Here is a 15146-nt window from a genome sequence, read left to right on the forward strand (position 1 = left end):
GGCGCCGGGTCTAGCCGAGGAGCGGCGCGAGCTCGAAGTGGTCGAAATCGGCGGTGCGGCCTTCGCGGTCGCCGATGTCGGTGTGCAGGCCGGGGTTGCCGATCTCGATGGTGTTGACGCCGGCTTCGAGGTCGACGATGAGCGGGTAGGACCAGAAGTCGTTCCAGCTCCAGGTGCCCCGCATGGGCACGGTGCGGACGGCGTCGCCGTTCACGGTGAACTCGGCGTAGCGGGAGACGACGTCGATGTTGTAGGCGTGGTTCCCGCTGCGCTCGTCGTTGGCGTAGTGGACGAGCAGCAGGTGGGGCCCGGCGGTTTCGGCCTCGACGGTGAGCCGCACCGTGTTCTCCTCGCCGCCGCCGACGCCGGTGACGGCCTGTCCGTCTGCGGCCCATTCGTTGTCGGTCAGGCGGGCGGTGCCGGACAGCTCCGCGTCCGCCGCGGTGAGCTGCGTGAAGCCCTCGTCGCCGCCGTCGCCGGTGACGGTGAGGTCGTGGACGGTGAGGCTCCCCCGGCCGTCGGCGCCGATCGCGATGCGGTTGATCCCGTGGTGGAGGGCGAGGGTCTGCTCGTCGTCGAGGTCGAAGGCGGCGTGCTCGCCGTGCGGGCCGAGCACGGTCAGCTCGCCTCGGCCGCGGGCGTCGGCGGCCACCTCGTAGTAGCCGTCCGCGGGGGCGTAGACGTCGAAGACGACCTGTTCGTCGCCGCGGACCTTGACGCCCTCGTTGCGGCCGTACCGGTAGTCGACGTCGCCTTCGGTGCGGGCGAGCACGGCCGGGTAGGTGTGCGAGTCCACGGCGGCGGGGGCGAGGTCGATCTTGTCGAGCCCGGCCTCGCCGTAGGCGGTGCCCGCGGTCCGGTCGGACTTGGCCAGTGCCAGCGTGTTCGCGCCGGCGTCGAGTTCGACCTGGACGGTGACCTGGCCGCGCGCGGCCCACTGCATGGTCGAGGGGTAGGTGACGGTGGCGGCCTCGCCGCCGTCGACGGTGAGGAACTGCTCGGTGGGCGATCCGCCCTGGGGCAGGTCGCGCCCGTAGGTGTTGCCGTACGTGATCGTGAGGTCGTAGGTCCCGGCCTCGGGCACGTCGACGTCGAACTCGACGCGGCTGTCGGCGCGGTTCAGCGATCCGACGGACCGGCCGCCCGAGGCGGGGAAGCCGTTGGCGTCGTCGACGCCGCCCTCGTCGTAGACGGCGCCGGCGGTGATCCGGGCGTCCTCGGCCTCCCAGGTGCCGCTCCAGGGGACCTCGGCCGGGTCGACGCGGCCCGTGCCGGGGGTCAGCGTGATCCAGTACGCGGACATCCTGTCGAGGCCGTCGAGTTCGATGGTCGCCGCGCCGTGCGAGGGGCGCAGCGCGACGCGGTCGACGACCCGGGGCGGCCCCGAGGCGCCCTCGTTGGCGGTCCAGGCGATCTCGTGGACGGTCGCGGTGACCTTCCTGCCGAGGTCGAGGCCGGTGACGTCCACGTTGGCCGCGCCCTCGCCGCCGCCGAGGAGGATCTGCGCCTGCTCCTTGCCCTCGTCGAGGACGGCGACGCCCTGGAGGGTGTCGACCTGGTTCTCCTGCGGGGGCGTGACCTCGGCGGTCCGGCCGGTCATCTGGGAGTAGGTCTTGAGGAACCACCAGCCGCCGTTGGGGACGTTGGTCTGCGGGGCGTTGCCGGAGAAGCCGCCCGCGGCGGTCCAGTAGGCCATGTCCGCGTAGGCGCCGGTGTCCTCGAACATGGAGGCCCACTGCACCATCTGGCCGGGCACGCCGAAGTCGCGGTTGTTGCCGTACTCGTTGATGTTGATCGGCCGGGGCTCGACCCCGAACTCGGCCTCGAGGGCGCGGTAGTCGTCGTAGTGGTCCTGGTAGTGGCGCAGCGAGTCCGGGGAGAGCTCGTGCCAGGTGACGACGTCGGGAACGGTGCCGGCCTCGGACGTGTGCGCCATGAAGTCGCGCATGAAGCGGGCGTCGTAGTGGGACTCGTTGGGCCCGGCGATGGGGGTGTCGGGCGCGATGGCCCTGAGGTGGGCGTAGACCGCGTCCCAGTCGTGGAGGAACCGCTCGACGGTGCCCTCGTAGTCCGCGCCCCGGTTGTACCAGATCCAGTTCGGTTCGTTGAACGGCACGTACACGAGGCGGTCGGCGTGCTCGTCGGCCTCCATGAGGGGCACGATCCGGTCGATCTCGGCGAGGTACTCCTCGACGGACAGCCGGGCGTAGGGCCAGTCGGGGAACCAGTCCTGGAGGTTGATGTAGGCGTCGCCCTGGTCGTGCCGGGCCAGTGTCTCCAGGACGGCCGCGGCGTCGCCGTTCGGGTGCTGCGTGCCCTGGGTGGGCTTGCCCGCCATGGTGGGGATGTCGAGCGGGTCGATCAGGTTGTCGCCGGGCACGCCGGCGTCGGAGACGCCGTAGAGCGAGCCGACGGCGCCGTGGACCGGCTCGCCCCCGAGCCGTCCGAAGTCGACGGACAGGACGGGGACGTCCCGGGCCTGGGCGGGTGCGGCGGCGAGGCCGGCGAGCAGCCCGGTCGCGGCCGCGGCCGCGAGGCCGCTGCGAAGGAGTGGATGCATGGGAACCCTTTCGGTAAACGTCGTCGTTCAGGGGGTCCGGAGGTCTCGCGGACGATCAGTTCGGGAGACCGCCATACGGGTCGGGGCCGTTCGCCGCCTTCGAGCTTGCCGCGGAGCAGTTCGAAGGCGCCGCGGCCGACGCCGCGGAAGTCGAGGTCGACGGTGGTCAGGGGCGGGACGTGGTAGGCGGCCAGCGGGCAGTCGTCGAAGCCGATGACGCTCAGGTCTCCCGGGACGCTCCGGCCGGCGCGGTGCGCCGCGTACAGGACGCCGAAGGCGAGGTCGTCGTTGCCGCACAGGACGGCGGTGACGTCGGGGTCGGCGACGAGTTCGGTCGCGGCCTCGTAGGCCGAGGCCACGGACCATCCCGAGGGGACGACCGGCGGCGCCTCGACGCCGGCCTCGGCCAGTGCCGCGGCCCAGCCGGTGCGGCGGCTGGCCTTGGAGGGGATGGCGAGGTAGTGGACGGTGGCGTGGCCCATGTCGAGCAGGTACTTCGTCGCGCGGGCGGCGACGGTGCGGTCGTCGAGGGAGACGAGCCAGTCCGCGGCGGGCTGCTCGACGCCGAGGTGCTCGCCGCCGGTGGCGACCGTGGCGTGCGCCTGGGTCTTCTGGAGGGTCTGCATGGCCCGGGCCGTGGTCTCGTCGTGGGCGATGACGATGGCCGGGGCGCCGTCGTGGGGCAGCCGGGCCAGGATGTCGGTCTCGGTGTAGGCCTCGTCGGGGTCCAGGACCGAGATGAGGATGGTGAACCCGGCGGCGCGGGCGGCGTCCTCGATGCCACGGAGGGTCTCGGCGGTGCCGTACAGGGAGGTGTCGGTGGTGAGGACGGTGACCGACCGCACGGCGCCGCCGGCGAGGGCGCGGGCCGAGCGGTTGGGCCGGTAGCCCAGCTCGCCGATCGCGGCCTTGACCTTGGCGCGGGTGGAGTCGGCGACCCCCGCCGCGTCGTTGACGACGCGCGAGACGGTCTGGTGCGAGACTCCCGCCCGCTTGGCCACGTCGAAGATGCTGACGGGCTTGGATTCGGCTGCGCTCATGGCGGTCGGTCACCTTTCGGGTCGGGTGCGGCTACTCGGCGTTGGCGATCTCGACGACCGCCTCGGCCGCGTCCTGGGCGTCCTTCTGTCCCAGCCAGACCTGATTGAACTCGTCGAGGGCCGCGGTGCCGAAGGCGGCGTCGTTCATCGACAGCGGGTAGCCGGTCGTGGTGCCCTCGGCGGCGGCCTGGAAGCCGTGGACGTCGATGCCCTCGCCCGCCCAGTAGTCGGCGAAGCCCTGGTTGAGGGAGGACACGCCCGGCCACACCGAGCCCATCTCGGTGGCGATGGACTGGGCCTCCTCGGAGCCGAGGAACTCCACGAGCGCCCAGGCCTCGTCGGGGTGCTCGGTGCCCGCGTAGATCGCGTTGGACAGGCCGTTGATGACGGTGCCGGAGCCGACGGGGCCGGAGGGGTTGTCGGCCACCGCCCAGGTGCCCGGCTCCAGGCCGTCGCGGTAGAAGCCGAGCATCCACGAGCCGTCGAGGGTGGTGGCGGCCTGGCCGGGGACCACGTAGTCGCCGGGGACGCCGCCGTTGGGCTGGTTGGTCGACTCGGCGGGGACGGCCACGTGCCACCGGTTGTACAGGTCGGCGGTGAACTGGATGGCCTCGACGCATTCGGGGGCGTCGATGGCGTAGTCGCCCCACGGCTCGGTCTGGAGCGAGCAGCCGTTCTGGACGGCGTAGTTCCACCAGTCGGTCTGGCCGGTGGAGGAGGCCATCGCCGTCCCGTACTGGACCACGTTCTCGGGGTCGAAGTCGGGGCTGAGGGCGTTCTCGCCGTTCGCGTCGACGGTGAGCTTCTGGAGGAACTCGACATAGGTGCCGCCGTCGGCGGGGTTCCATTCGAGGTCGTTCACCGTGGCCGGGTCGATCCCGGCCGCTTCGAGGGCGTCGAGGCGGTAGACCAGGCCGATCGAGTCCCAGTCCTTCGGCAGGCCGTACTGGTCGCCCTCGAACTGCCAGGAGGCGTAGAGGTCCTCGGGGTAGATGGAGGTGTCGAGGCCGTCCTCCTCGATGTAGTCGGTGATGGGGAGCAGCACGCCGTTGTCGGCGTAGGTGGGGAAGCGGGAGACGTGGTTCCAGAACACGTCGGGGGCGTCCTCGGCCGCGAACCGGCTGTCGAGTCCGGGCCAGTAGTCGTCCCAGGGGTTCTGCTCCAGCTCCACCTCGATGTCGGGGTGGTCCTCGTTGAAGGCCGCGATCATGGCCTCCAGCGCGGGCCGCTGGTTGTCGTCCCAGAAGGCGTAGCGCAGCGTCACCCCTCCCCCGTCGTCGCCGCCGCAGGCGGCGGCCGCGGGGAGGGCGAGCGCGAGGGCGGCGAGGGCCGCGGTGCGCGTCTTGTTCATCCTTCGTGCCTTTCGTCGTGAGAGGTTCGGTCGAGGGGTCGTCACTTCATGCCGCTGAGGGCGATGGAGCGGACGATGTGGCGCTGGAAGACCAGGAAGACGGCGACCAGCGGGAGCAGGGCCATGGTGGAGGCGGCCAGGATGAGGTGGTACTCCTGGTTGAACTGGGACTGCATCTGGGCGATGCCGCGCGTGATGACCCGGGTGGACTCGGAGTGGGTGATGATCAGCGGCCACAGCAGGTTGTTCCAGGTGTTGACGAAGCTGATGATCGCGAGCGTCCCCAGGATCGGCCTGGCCATGGGGACCATGACCCGCCACAGGAGGGTGAGCGTCCCGGCGCCGTCCATGCGGGCGGCCTGCTCGATCGAGACGGGGATGGTCTTGAAGTACTGGCGCACCAGGAACACCCCGTAGGGCATGAGGAAGCCGAACACGAACGGCAGGATCAGGCCCAGGTGCGTGTCGACCAGGCCCAGTTCGCGCACGATGATGAAGGTCGGCACCAGCGTGACGATCTGCGGCACCATCATCGTCGCGATGTAGGCCCAGAAGAGGGCGTCCCGCCCGGGGAACTCCAGCCTCGCGAACGCGTAGGCCGCGAGCGTCGAGAACACCAGCTGCCCGACCGTGACGGCGACGGCCACGAGACATGAGTTGACGACGAAGGTCGCGAAGTCGTAGCGGCTCCACACCTCGGCGAAGTTCGACAGGATCGGGTCCGCCGGGGGCGCCCACGGCTCGGAGGTCAGGATCTCCTGCTTGGACTTGAACGCGGCGTTCATGGTCATCAGGTACGGCCCGACCGAGAGCAGGGCGCCGGCCAGGAGCACCAGGTAGAGCGGGATCTTCTTCATCGGGTGCCCCTAGCTGAAGTCGTAGGTGGTGCGCTTGCGGAAGAACGAGACCTGCGCCAGGGTGATGACCGCGATGATCGCGAAGAGGATCACCGCGAGCATCGAGGCGTAGCCGGCGTTGCGCTGGGTGAAGGACTCCAGGTAGATCTGGTAGTTCAGCGTCGCGGTGGAGCCGGCCGGGCCGCCCGCGGTCATGACGTGGATGGTGTCGAAGACCTGGAACGAGCCGATGACGCTGGTGATGAGCACGAACAGCATCGCCGGGCGCAGCAGCGGCAGGGTGATCTTGAAGAACCGGTACGGCGCGGAGGCGCCGTCCACGTCGGCCGCCTCGTAGAGCTGCGCGGGGATGGCCTGGAGCCCGGCGAGGAAGAACAGCATGGTGTAGCCGGTGTACTGCCAGACGTTGACCGAGGCGATCACCGGCATGGCCCAGGCCGAGTCGGTCAGCCAGGACGCGCCGTCGACGCCGAACACCTCGAGGAAGCGGTTGAGGGCCCCGTAGGCCGGGTCGAAGACCCAGCGCCAGATGACGCCGAGCGCGACCGGCATGGCCATCCACGGCAGGACGTAGATCACGCGGAAGGCGTTGCGGGCCTTGATCTTCGCGTTCAATGCGAGCGCGAGGAGGAGGGCGAGCGCGGTCTGGACGGGGATGTTGAGCAGCACGTAGTAGAACGTGTTGCCGATGGACTGGAGCGCCCGCTCGTCCCCGGCCAGGTCGCGGTAGTTCTCCAGGCCGATGAACTCGGGGTCGGAGAGCAGGTTCCAGTCGTAGAGGCTCAGGACGGCGACCACCGCGATCGGCGCGATGAGGAAGACCGCGAAGCCGATGATGCTCGGGGCGAGCATCCCGTAGGCCTCGACCGCCTCCCGCCGGCGGCGCCGCCGCAGGGGTCGGTGCGCGCCCACGGGCTCGGAGCGCGACTCGGTGTCGTGAAGGGTCTGCATGGCACCTGGCTTGTCGGGTAGGGGGGTCGGATGCGAAGGAATGTTAGCGCTCACGATCCAGGTGCGTCAATATCAGAGCATCATATTTTTATTCATCGATGCGATGTGCTCGTAATTCAAGGTAGTAACCGTGAATGAACTCGTCATGCATGCGACTCGGCCCTTGACCGGAGCGGTCCGCGAGTTCTAGGCTGAGATTTCGTTAGCGCTAACAGTCTTCTTCCACCCCCGTCGAAAGGCAGTCCGCGATGACCGCTCCACCCCTGCTCACCCGCCGCCGAGGGCGCGCGCTCGGCGTGCTCGCCGCCGCGCTGGCCCTGATCGCCTCCATGTTCACCACCTCGACCGCCTCCCACGCCCAAGTCGAGGCGCAGAGCGTCCTGGTCGTGAACGCGAACGCTCCGATCCGCCCGGTCACGCAGGTGGGCAACGGCATGCTCTACGGCCTGTCCACCGCGGACAAGCCGCCGGTAGAGCTGCTCATGCCCTTGAACCTCAACACGCTGCGGCAGCCGCCGCCCAACCACGACCACATCCCCAACGGGGAGACCGACACGATCGGCGACACGCTCGACATCGCCGGCAACGCCATGGCCGCCGGGGCCGACATCACCGTCGACATGGCCGACTCGCTGCCGGGCTTCCCGTACCAGTGGTTCGGGTGGAACGACTGGCTCGACCGGGTCGACCGCATGATCGACGACCTCCAGGCCCGGCCCGACATCACCAACGTCACCGCCTGGGAGGTCTGGAACGAACCGGACTGGACCTGGCCCTCCTCGGCCGGCAGCTGGCACGACGGCTGGGAGCGCACCTACGAGCGCATCCGCGCCGGCGACGCGACCACGCCGATCATGGGCCCCAGCGACTCGCACTGGAACGAGTCGCGCATGCGGAGCTTCCTGACCGCCGCCAAGGCCTCCGGCACCGTGCCCCAGGTGATCTCCTGGCACGAGCTCTCCGGCTGGCAGGGCGTCGCCCAGCACATCCGCGACTACCGCGACCTGGAGGAGGAGCTGAACATCGGGCCGCTGCCGATCTCGATCAACGAGTACGCCACGCCCGATGAGATCGACGTGCCCAGCAGCGTCAACCACTACATCGCCCAGTTCGAGCGCGAAGGCGTCCGCGACGCCGAGCGCGCGTTCTGGTACGAGGCCGGCACCCTCAACGGCCTGCTGCACGACAACCGGCCGACCGCCTCCTACTGGATGTACCAGTGGTACGCCGAGCAGTCCGGTCAGATCGTCGACGTCGACCCCACCGCCTACAACGACGCCGTCGCCTCCTACGACGCCGGCGCGCAAGAGGTCAGCATCGTCTTCGCGGGCGAAGCCGGGGACAACACGGTCCAGGTCAACGGCATCGGCGGCCTCGGGTCCCAGGTGAGCGCCACGCTGGAGTACGTGCCCGGGTCGGGCCGCACCACCCCGGTCGGCGGCGCGACCCACGTGTGGACACGGGACTTCCAGGTCGACGGCGGCAGCGTCGGCATCCCCGTCGACGACCAGGACTACCTCGGCGCCTACCGCCTGGTCTTGACTCCGGCGCAGCCCGGCGGCGGCGGTGACAGCGGCGAGCTGCGCTCGGTCGCGAGCGGCAAGTGCCTGGACGTGCCCGAGTCCTCCACGACCGCGGGCACCCAGCTGGCGCTGTGGAGCTGCAACGGCCAGGCCAACCAGCGGTGGACCGCGACAGCGGACGGGGAGCTGAGCGTGTACTCGGGGCAGACGCGAATGTGCCTGGACGCCTATGAGAACCAGACGACCGCGGGCACGCCCGTGATCATCTGGCCCTGCAACGGCCAGAGCAACCAGCGCTGGCGGATCGGTGCGGACGGCAGCGTCACCGGCCAGGCGTCCGGCCTGTGCCTCGACGTCGAGGGCGGCTCCACGGCCGACGGCGCGAGCGTCCTCCTGTGGACCTGCCACGGCGGGGCCAACCAGCGGTGGTCCCTCGCCTGAGGCGCCGACCGCGGACTTCGCGTCTCCCTCCGCCTGAGGCGGAGGGAGGCGCGAGGACCGTCCGGCCGCGCCGCCGGAGCAGCACTCCGGCAGCGCGGCCTCGCCGCGCGTTTCGAAACACCTTCGAAAACTATTCGGTCGATACCGGCGCCACTCCGCTCTCGGATACCATTCGATACGCATCCTGATATGCGGCGATGCGGATATCGAAAGGTTTTCGAACATGAGGGAAGCCCGGTGAGCGACCGAGCCCGAACCGCAAGAGTCACCCTGGCGGACGTCGCCCTGCGGGCCGGGGTCTCGTCGGCGACCGTCTCGAAGGTCCTCAACGGACGCAGCGACGTCTCGGCCCGCACCCGCGAACGCGTCCTCGGCGTCGTCGCCGAGACCGGCTACAAGTCGACGACGCCGCGGCACGAGCGGACGCGGGCCCTCGTGGTCGTGCTCGATTTCATGGCCTCCCCCTACGCGGGGACCGTGCTTCAGGAGATCCTCGCCGCCGCCACCAGGACGGCGACCGAGCTGATACTCCGCCTGCCGCCGTCCCCGCAGGTCGGCGCGAGCCCCGAGGCCGCCCGCGACTGGGTCGCGCAGCAGCAGGCGTCGGGCGCCGTCGGCGTCATCGAACTCGCCGTCGCCGTGCCCGACGCGGTGCACGCCGCCGCGAGCGACCGCGACCTGCCGGTCGTGACGATCGACCCGATCGGCACGGCGGGCGACCGCTTCGTGAGCATCGGCTCCACCAACTGGGCGGGCGGACGCTCGGCGACCGAGCACCTCCTCCGCCTCGACCACCGCAGGATCGCCTGGATCGGGGGGCCGCGGAACTCGGCGCCCTCGGCCGAGCGGTTCCACGGGTACCAGGCCGCGCTCGACGCCGCCGGCCTCGCGGCGGAGCCGGCGCTGGTCCTCCACGACGCGTTCTCGGTCGAGGCGGGGTTCAGGCACGGGCGCGACCTGCTCTCCCTTGAGGCGCCGCCGACCGCGGTCGTCGCCGGGAACGACGAGATCGCCATCGGCGTCCTCGCCGCGGCGAAGGAGCTGGGCGTCGACGTCCCCGGCCGGCTGTCCGTCACCGGGTTCGACGACACCCCGCAGACGGAGTGGACCACGCCCGGCCTCACGTCGGTGCGCCAGCCGCTCACGGGCATGGGCCGGATGGCGGTCGAGACCGTCCTCGCCATGGCGAAGGGCGTCCAGCCCGCGTCCCGGCACCTGCAGTTGACGACCTCCCTCACCGTCCGCGACTCGACGGGCCCGGCCCCGGCGGCCTGACGGGAGCCGTGGAGCGACGGCCCGCCCCGATCCTCCTGAGCCGTAACCGCGGCATGACGGCGCCGCCCGCCGAACCGCAGCGGTGCCGGCCTCCCGGCACCGCGGTCTTCCACGTCCTGCCGCGCCGACAGGCGCATCGGCAAGCGGCGGCGTCGAGCGGGCCGAGCGGTGCTTCCGGGTCGACGAGACGGCCGGTGAGGGCCCGCCGTCAGGCGTCGTTCACGCCGCTCCAGGGCCTGCGGGGCCGGTCCGGCGCCTCGGAGTCGTCGAGCAGGCCGTTGAGCTGCATGTTGATGGTGCGCAGCCGCTCGGGCTCACCGCGGTCGATCGCCTTGCGCCCCTCGGCGATGAGGCGGTCGGCCTGCGAGCGGCTGCGCATCAGGGACCGCTGCTGCGCGAGGTCGGTGAAGATCATCGTCTGGAGCACCGGTCCGCGGTCGAGCAGCCGCAGCGCGTACTCCTGGAGCTCGGACAGGCGCTGGCGCAGCAGGTCCGCGTCGCGCGACTCGATCGCGTCCGCGATCCGGCGCTCGTACATCGGCAGGTTCTCGCGGTCCGACTCACCGCCGTGGGCCAGGACCAGGTCGCGGATCTCGGCGGTGACGCCTTCGGCCTCCTCGACCAGTTCGGGCCAGCGCAGCTCGTCCTCGACCGCGTCGACGGCGATGCGCAGGTCGATCAGGCGCTTGTGCGCGGCCAGCGCGTCGTCCTGGCTGGCGCGGGCGGCGTCCACCAGGGCGGTCGCGTCCTCGGCGAGCCGCTCGTCGTCGATGCGCGCCAAGTGGATCTCGGCGAGGGGGCTGCCCGCCGCGCGCTGGCGGTCGCGGACCGCGGCGAGGCGGGCGAGCTCCTCGCCGGCCGTCTCGACCAGTTCGGCGTGGGAGGGCGCGGACTCGGCGGCGAGGTTGACGGTGTGCTCGAAGACCTGGTCGAGCAGGGGCACTTCGAGACTGGCCCTGATGAGGCGGGAGGTGTCGATGGCGACGGTCAGCTTCACCTCGCTGCCGGCGGGCAGGGTCCGGGCGACGTCGCCGGCGCGGACCTCGATGCGGCCGATGCGCCGGTTGCGGTCGCCGCGGGCGTGCACGCCCTCGAGGACCGGGACGGGGAGCAGGCTCCCCGAGTCGCCGGGCTGGACGGTCACGGTGGTGCGCAGCGAGACCACGCGTCGGGCCGGCAGCGGGGTGCCCTGGGGGACGATCGGCTTCATGCGGTTGCCGTCGAGGCCGACCGCGATGGTGGTACCGAGGACGGGGCCCTCCTCGACGCCGCCGACGGTGTAGGTGAGCCGGTCCGGGGCGACCGGCAGGAGCCGCCCCGACTCGTCGGCGAGCTCGATGGCGTAGGTGTGGCGCCTGCCGCGGGTGGCCCACAGGCTGGTGCTGAAACCGCCGCGGTCGGTGAGGCGGATCCTGCCGCTGCGCCAGGCGGGGTCGCCGTCCTGGTCGACGAGTTCGACGGTGAGGCGCGAGAGCCGGCCTTCGCCTTCGATACGGCCCATGACGATCGGGTCGACGTCGGGGCTGACGCGCGGGTACTCGAGCCGGACCCGGTAGGCCTCGGGGGCGGGAGGGGCGGCGTCCGGGTCGGCGTCGAGGGGCTGGCCGCCGGCGAAGACGGCCGCGCCGCGGGCGACCACGGTCATGGGGTCCTGGTCGAACTCGAGCGGCGCGCCCAGGCCGAGGACCGGGTCGGCGAGGCGTTCGCGCAGGTAGGGCATGGCGGTCGGGCCGCCGACCATGATGACCTTCTCCAGGTCGGCGGGGCCGACGCCGACCTGCGCGAGGGCGTCCCGGCACAGGTTCACCGACCGGGCGACGATCGGCTCGGCGAGCCGTTCGACGTCGGCGCGGCGCAGCTCGTACTCGAAGTCGTGGCGCCTGCCGCGCCGGTCCTCGAGTTCGAGTTCGATCCAGGCGGTCGCGGACTGGGAGAGCTCGATCTTGGCGTTCTCGGCCTGCCGCTTGAGCTTCGCGACCGCGCCGGCCCAGCGGGCGTCGCCGCGGGAGAGCCCCGCGAGCGCCGGAACACGGTCGACCGCGGCCGGGACGAGCAGCTCGTCGACGATCCTCCAGTCGATGACCTTGCCGCCCAGGAAGTTGTCGCCGGCGTGGCGGACCACGGAGAACTCGCCTTCGCGCAGGCGGATGACGGCCGCGTCGAAGGTGCCGCCGCCGAGGTCGTAGACGAGCCACATGGCGTTCTCGTCGGTGGCCTGGAAGCCGTAGCTGTGGGCGGCGGCGGTCGGTTCGGGCAGCAGCGGCGCGGACCGGAGGCCGGCCAGTTCGGCGGCGCGGCGGGTGGCGTCGCAGGCGCTCAGGTCGAACGCGGCCGGGACGGTGATCACCGCGGACCGGACGTCCTCGCCGAGCCGCTTGCCCACGTTGGCGCGCAGCGACTTCAGGACCTCGGCGGAGAGCATCTCGGGGGTCATGGGGACGCCCGCGAGGGTCTTCACCGGGTCGACGGTGCCCATGCGGAGCTTGAACTCGGTGCAGGTGTGGTCGGGGTCGGATTCGCTGCGCTCGCGGGCGGCGCGGCCGACGTGGAGGCGCCCGCGCCGGTCGGCCCACACCGCTGAGGGCGTGGTCTCGTCGTTGTCGTTGTTCTTGACGACCTCGGTGCCCACGTCCCGCAGGACCGCGACGGCGCTGTTGGTGGTGCCCAGGTCGATGCCGACGTCGATGGTGGTCCTCATCGGTCCTCCCCGGGCGCGTCCTCGGGGATGCCGACGATGACCTCGCCCATGCGGATCAGGGAGCCGCGCAGGGTGACCGCGGGCCCGACGGTCTCCAGGACCCGCTCGGCCTCGAGGCCGGCGGTCGGCTGGAAGGCCAGGACCCGCAGTTGGAGGCCGGCGGTGTAGGCCAGGCCGTCGTACTCGTGGATCTGGACGCCGAGGGCGGCGAGCGCGTCGCCCACGCCGAGGACGTGGCGGTGCAGCGGTCCGTCCTGGACCTTGCGGTGCAGCCGCCATACGGCGGCGGCCAGTTCGGCGAGCGGGCGCTCGTCGACTTCGACCGGCATTGGTGGACCTCCTTTGGTCGTCAGCGAACGATGTTCCAGCCCTCGCGGTGCCACTGGTCGAGTTCGGGCACGTTCCGGCGCAGCAGCCACTGGCGCAGGTACCGGCGGGTCGCGTAGAGCACGGGCAGCAGGGGCACGACGGCGAGGAGCCGCCACCAGCCGGTCAGGGGCGGCTCGGTGATCGTGAGGTCGGTGAACGCGACGTTCACGACCAGGATGAGCACTGCGACGATCGAGATGCCGAGGCTCGCCCGGGAGAAGGGCCCCGTCGCCAGCGGCATGCGGCCGCACGCGGGGCAGCAGGGGACGACGGCGGAGCGGTGCTCGCCGACGCCCTGCGAGTAGCGGCTCAGGTCGATCGTCCTGGTGGACTCGGTGCCGCGCCCGCACCACGCGCAGGCCGCGTACCGCGGCTGCGCGTCCCGCTGCCAGTTCGGCAGCCAGGGCGCGAAGGGGTCCTGGGCGTCGGCGCCGCGCAGCCCGGCGAGTATGCGGTCCGCCTCCGCCGAGGAGGCCTCCCAGGGCCGGTGCGCGGGCGGGGCGGGGCGGGCGATCCGCTCGATGTCCCGGACGGCCTGCCTGATCTGCCGCTCCAGGTCCGGGTCCTTCGCCAGTTCGAGCGCCTCCTCCAGTCCGGGGAGGACGGCGGCGACGTCGGCGCCGGACCGGATGCGGCCGTTGGCGTAGTCGACGAGGATCACCAGCGCGGACCCGGCGACCTCGTCGCAGACCTTGTCGTAGGCGCTCCGGTCGTGCTTGCGGAGGCGTTCGAGCGGCCGCCGCGTGTCCTCGACGAGGCGGGCGTGCGCGGCGAGGGTGCGGCCGGCGCCCTTCGGCTTCTCCATGGCGGCGTTGCAGACGGCCACCACCTGGTTGTTCAGCAGCGTCGCGATGTCGGCGTCGATCTGGCGGCGCACGTGGCCCGCGGCCGCGACCGCGGCGACCCTGTCGAGCCAGTCGGCCGCCCGCTCGTACTCGGCGCCCCGATCGCCCGCTGCGATGGAGGCCCGGTTCGCCCCGGCGATCACGCAGCGGTGCATGCCCGAGGCCAGGCCGTCGGTGATGCCCGAGACCACCGGGTGGTCGGCGCCGAGCACGGCCCGGAGCGCGTTCAGGTCGGCGGTCGACGCGTCGAGTACGGACAGGCACGCCCGCGCGTACGGCTCGGCGGCGAACTCCGGGCTCTTCGCGCGGTCGACCAGCGCGCGCAACCGGTCCACCGGGGGCTTCACGGCGTGCAGGAGCGCCCGGTCGACCCGGTCCCGGTCGAACCCGGACTCGCGCATGGCGCCGAGGTGGGCGCGCAACCGGGTCGGCCGCTTGATCAGCCCCGCGATGAGGGAGGCGTGGCTGGCCAGCAGCAGGTCCGGCAGCTCCCGGCGGAGCCGGGCCGCCGCCTCGGCCTTGAGCCGCGGGTCCGCGGCGGCCTCCACGCGCGCTTCGATCCACGCCCGGCAGCCCTCGTCGGCGAGCACCTGCCGCCAGCGCCGGTAGGCGGACTTCCAGGCGGTGTGGACGCCCTTGCCGCCGTCGGCGGTCTCAAGCGCGTTCAGGTGCGCGGTGACGGCGAGGTTGTGCAGGGCCGCGGAGGCGTCCGGGGACTTCGTCCGCACCAGTTCGTTCCAGGCCGTCCGCAGTTGCCGGTCCGAGCCGTGCCCGGTGCCTGTGTCGACGGGCCACAGCCAGAACCACTCCTCGGCGAGGCGGCGGCGCGGGTCGCTCAGGCGCTGCAACGCCTCCAGGACCTCGTCGGCACCGGGGGGCGGGCTGACCGCGAACGGCCCCGCCGGTCCCGCGGGCCGCTCGCCGAGGCGGCGGGCCGCCTCGATCTCGCCGGTCCGGCGCCGCACCTGCCGCAGCGTCGCGTCCACCGGCAGGCCGCTGAGCCGGAAGGCGTTGCGCCGGTACAGGTCCGCGGTCCCGTACACGGCCGGTACCGCCTCGTGCTCCTCCTCTCGCCCGACCGGCATGCCCGCCTCCTTCCGCCGCGTCGTCGTACGGCTCGAGAGTCCCACGGCTCCACCGGGACCGGTCCCGGAAGGACGCGGCGGCGCCGGTTCACGGTCCCCATCGGATCAGGGCGGGTGTTCGGGCCGCTCGCACCGGAACCGGTCCGTCGGC

10 protein-coding genes are annotated in these 15146 nt (G+C 71.9%); 2 read left to right on the forward strand and 8 right to left on the reverse strand.

Going from position 1 to position 15146, the window contains the following annotated elements; translation table 11 throughout:
- Positions 1-10: 10 nt before the first annotated feature.
- From LO763_RS29610 to LO763_RS05675, 5 genes are read right to left on the reverse strand one after another with little or no spacing between them, the layout of a single operon-like run.
- Positions 11-2338: a CBM35 domain-containing protein gene (locus tag LO763_RS29610; protein WP_369431930.1), complete on the reverse strand. Its 2328-nt coding sequence runs from the start codon at positions 2336-2338 to the stop codon at positions 11-13.
- 23 nt (positions 2339-2361) lie between these two features.
- Positions 2362-3600: a LacI family DNA-binding transcriptional regulator gene (locus tag LO763_RS05660; protein ID WP_230600994.1), complete on the reverse strand. Its 1239-nt coding sequence runs from the start codon at positions 3598-3600 to the stop codon at positions 2362-2364.
- A 31-nt stretch (positions 3601-3631) separates the two neighbouring features.
- Positions 3632-4951, reverse strand: a complete 1320-nt coding sequence (locus LO763_RS05665) for an ABC transporter substrate-binding protein (RefSeq protein ID WP_230600995.1) — start codon at positions 4949-4951, stop codon at positions 3632-3634.
- A gap of 41 nt (positions 4952-4992) precedes the next feature.
- Positions 4993-5808, reverse strand: coding sequence for a carbohydrate ABC transporter permease (locus LO763_RS05670; protein ID WP_230600996.1), 816 nt, complete (start codon positions 5806-5808; stop codon positions 4993-4995).
- A 9-nt stretch (positions 5809-5817) separates the two neighbouring features.
- A complete protein-coding gene (locus LO763_RS05675; RefSeq protein ID WP_230600997.1) occupies positions 5818-6759 on the reverse strand; it encodes a carbohydrate ABC transporter permease in 942 nt (313 codons plus the stop codon).
- A 248-nt stretch (positions 6760-7007) separates the two neighbouring features.
- Between LO763_RS05675 and LO763_RS05680 the strand changes: the two genes are divergently transcribed.
- Both LO763_RS05680 and LO763_RS05685 read left to right on the forward strand, forming a co-directional pair.
- Positions 7008-8723, forward strand: coding sequence for an RICIN domain-containing protein (locus LO763_RS05680; RefSeq protein ID WP_230600998.1), 1716 nt, complete (start codon positions 7008-7010; stop codon positions 8721-8723).
- 237 nt (positions 8724-8960) lie between these two features.
- Positions 8961-9998 (forward strand): LacI family DNA-binding transcriptional regulator, encoded by a 1038-nt coding sequence (locus LO763_RS05685; RefSeq protein WP_230600999.1) that lies wholly within the window; start codon positions 8961-8963, stop codon positions 9996-9998.
- A gap of 208 nt (positions 9999-10206) precedes the next feature.
- On the opposite strand, the gene LO763_RS05690 is transcribed toward LO763_RS05685, so the two are convergent.
- Genes LO763_RS05690 through LO763_RS05700 form a run of 3 tightly spaced genes read right to left on the reverse strand, consistent with a single transcriptional unit; the run spans position 10207 to position 14995 of the window.
- The gene (locus tag LO763_RS05690) at positions 10207-12696 is read right to left on the reverse strand and encodes an Hsp70 family protein (RefSeq protein WP_230601000.1); all 2490 of its coding nucleotides are present in this window, start codon (positions 12694-12696) and stop codon (positions 10207-10209) included.
- Entirely contained in the window at positions 12693-13025 is a 333-nt protein-coding gene (locus LO763_RS05695) for a hypothetical protein (protein WP_230601001.1), read from the reverse strand. Before LO763_RS05695 ends, LO763_RS05690 begins: the two co-directional genes overlap by 4 nt.
- 20 nt (positions 13026-13045) lie before the next feature.
- Positions 13046-14995, reverse strand: coding sequence for a hypothetical protein (locus LO763_RS05700; protein ID WP_230601002.1), 1950 nt, complete (start codon positions 14993-14995; stop codon positions 13046-13048).
- Positions 14996-15146: the final 151 nt, after the last annotated feature.

The organism is Glycomyces amatae (assembly GCF_020991375.1).
GTDB lineage: Bacteria > Actinomycetota > Actinomycetes > Mycobacteriales > Micromonosporaceae > Glycomyces > Glycomyces amatae.

Coding starts and splice junctions, on each gene's coding strand:
- LO763_RS05675 (WP_230600997.1), bottom strand. CDS start 6,759: ATGCAGACCCTTCACGACACCGAGTCGCGCTCCGAGCCCGTGGGCGCG.
- LO763_RS29610 (WP_369431930.1), bottom strand. CDS start 2,338: ATGGCGGGCAAGCCCACCCAGGGCACGCAGCACCCGAACGGCGACGCC.
- LO763_RS05660 (WP_230600994.1), bottom strand. CDS start 3,600: ATGAGCGCAGCCGAATCCAAGCCCGTCAGCATCTTCGACGTGGCCAAG.
- LO763_RS05690 (WP_230601000.1), bottom strand. CDS start 12,696: ATGAGGACCACCATCGACGTCGGCATCGACCTGGGCACCACCAACAGC.
- LO763_RS05665 (WP_230600995.1), bottom strand. CDS start 4,951: ATGAACAAGACGCGCACCGCGGCCCTCGCCGCCCTCGCGCTCGCCCTC.
- LO763_RS05680 (WP_230600998.1), top strand. CDS start 7,008: ATGACCGCTCCACCCCTGCTCACCCGCCGCCGAGGGCGCGCGCTCGGC.
- LO763_RS05670 (WP_230600996.1), bottom strand. CDS start 5,808: ATGAAGAAGATCCCGCTCTACCTGGTGCTCCTGGCCGGCGCCCTGCTC.
- LO763_RS05695 (WP_230601001.1), bottom strand. CDS start 13,025: ATGCCGGTCGAAGTCGACGAGCGCCCGCTCGCCGAACTGGCCGCCGCC.
- LO763_RS05700 (WP_230601002.1), bottom strand. CDS start 14,995: ATGCCGGTCGGGCGAGAGGAGGAGCACGAGGCGGTACCGGCCGTGTAC.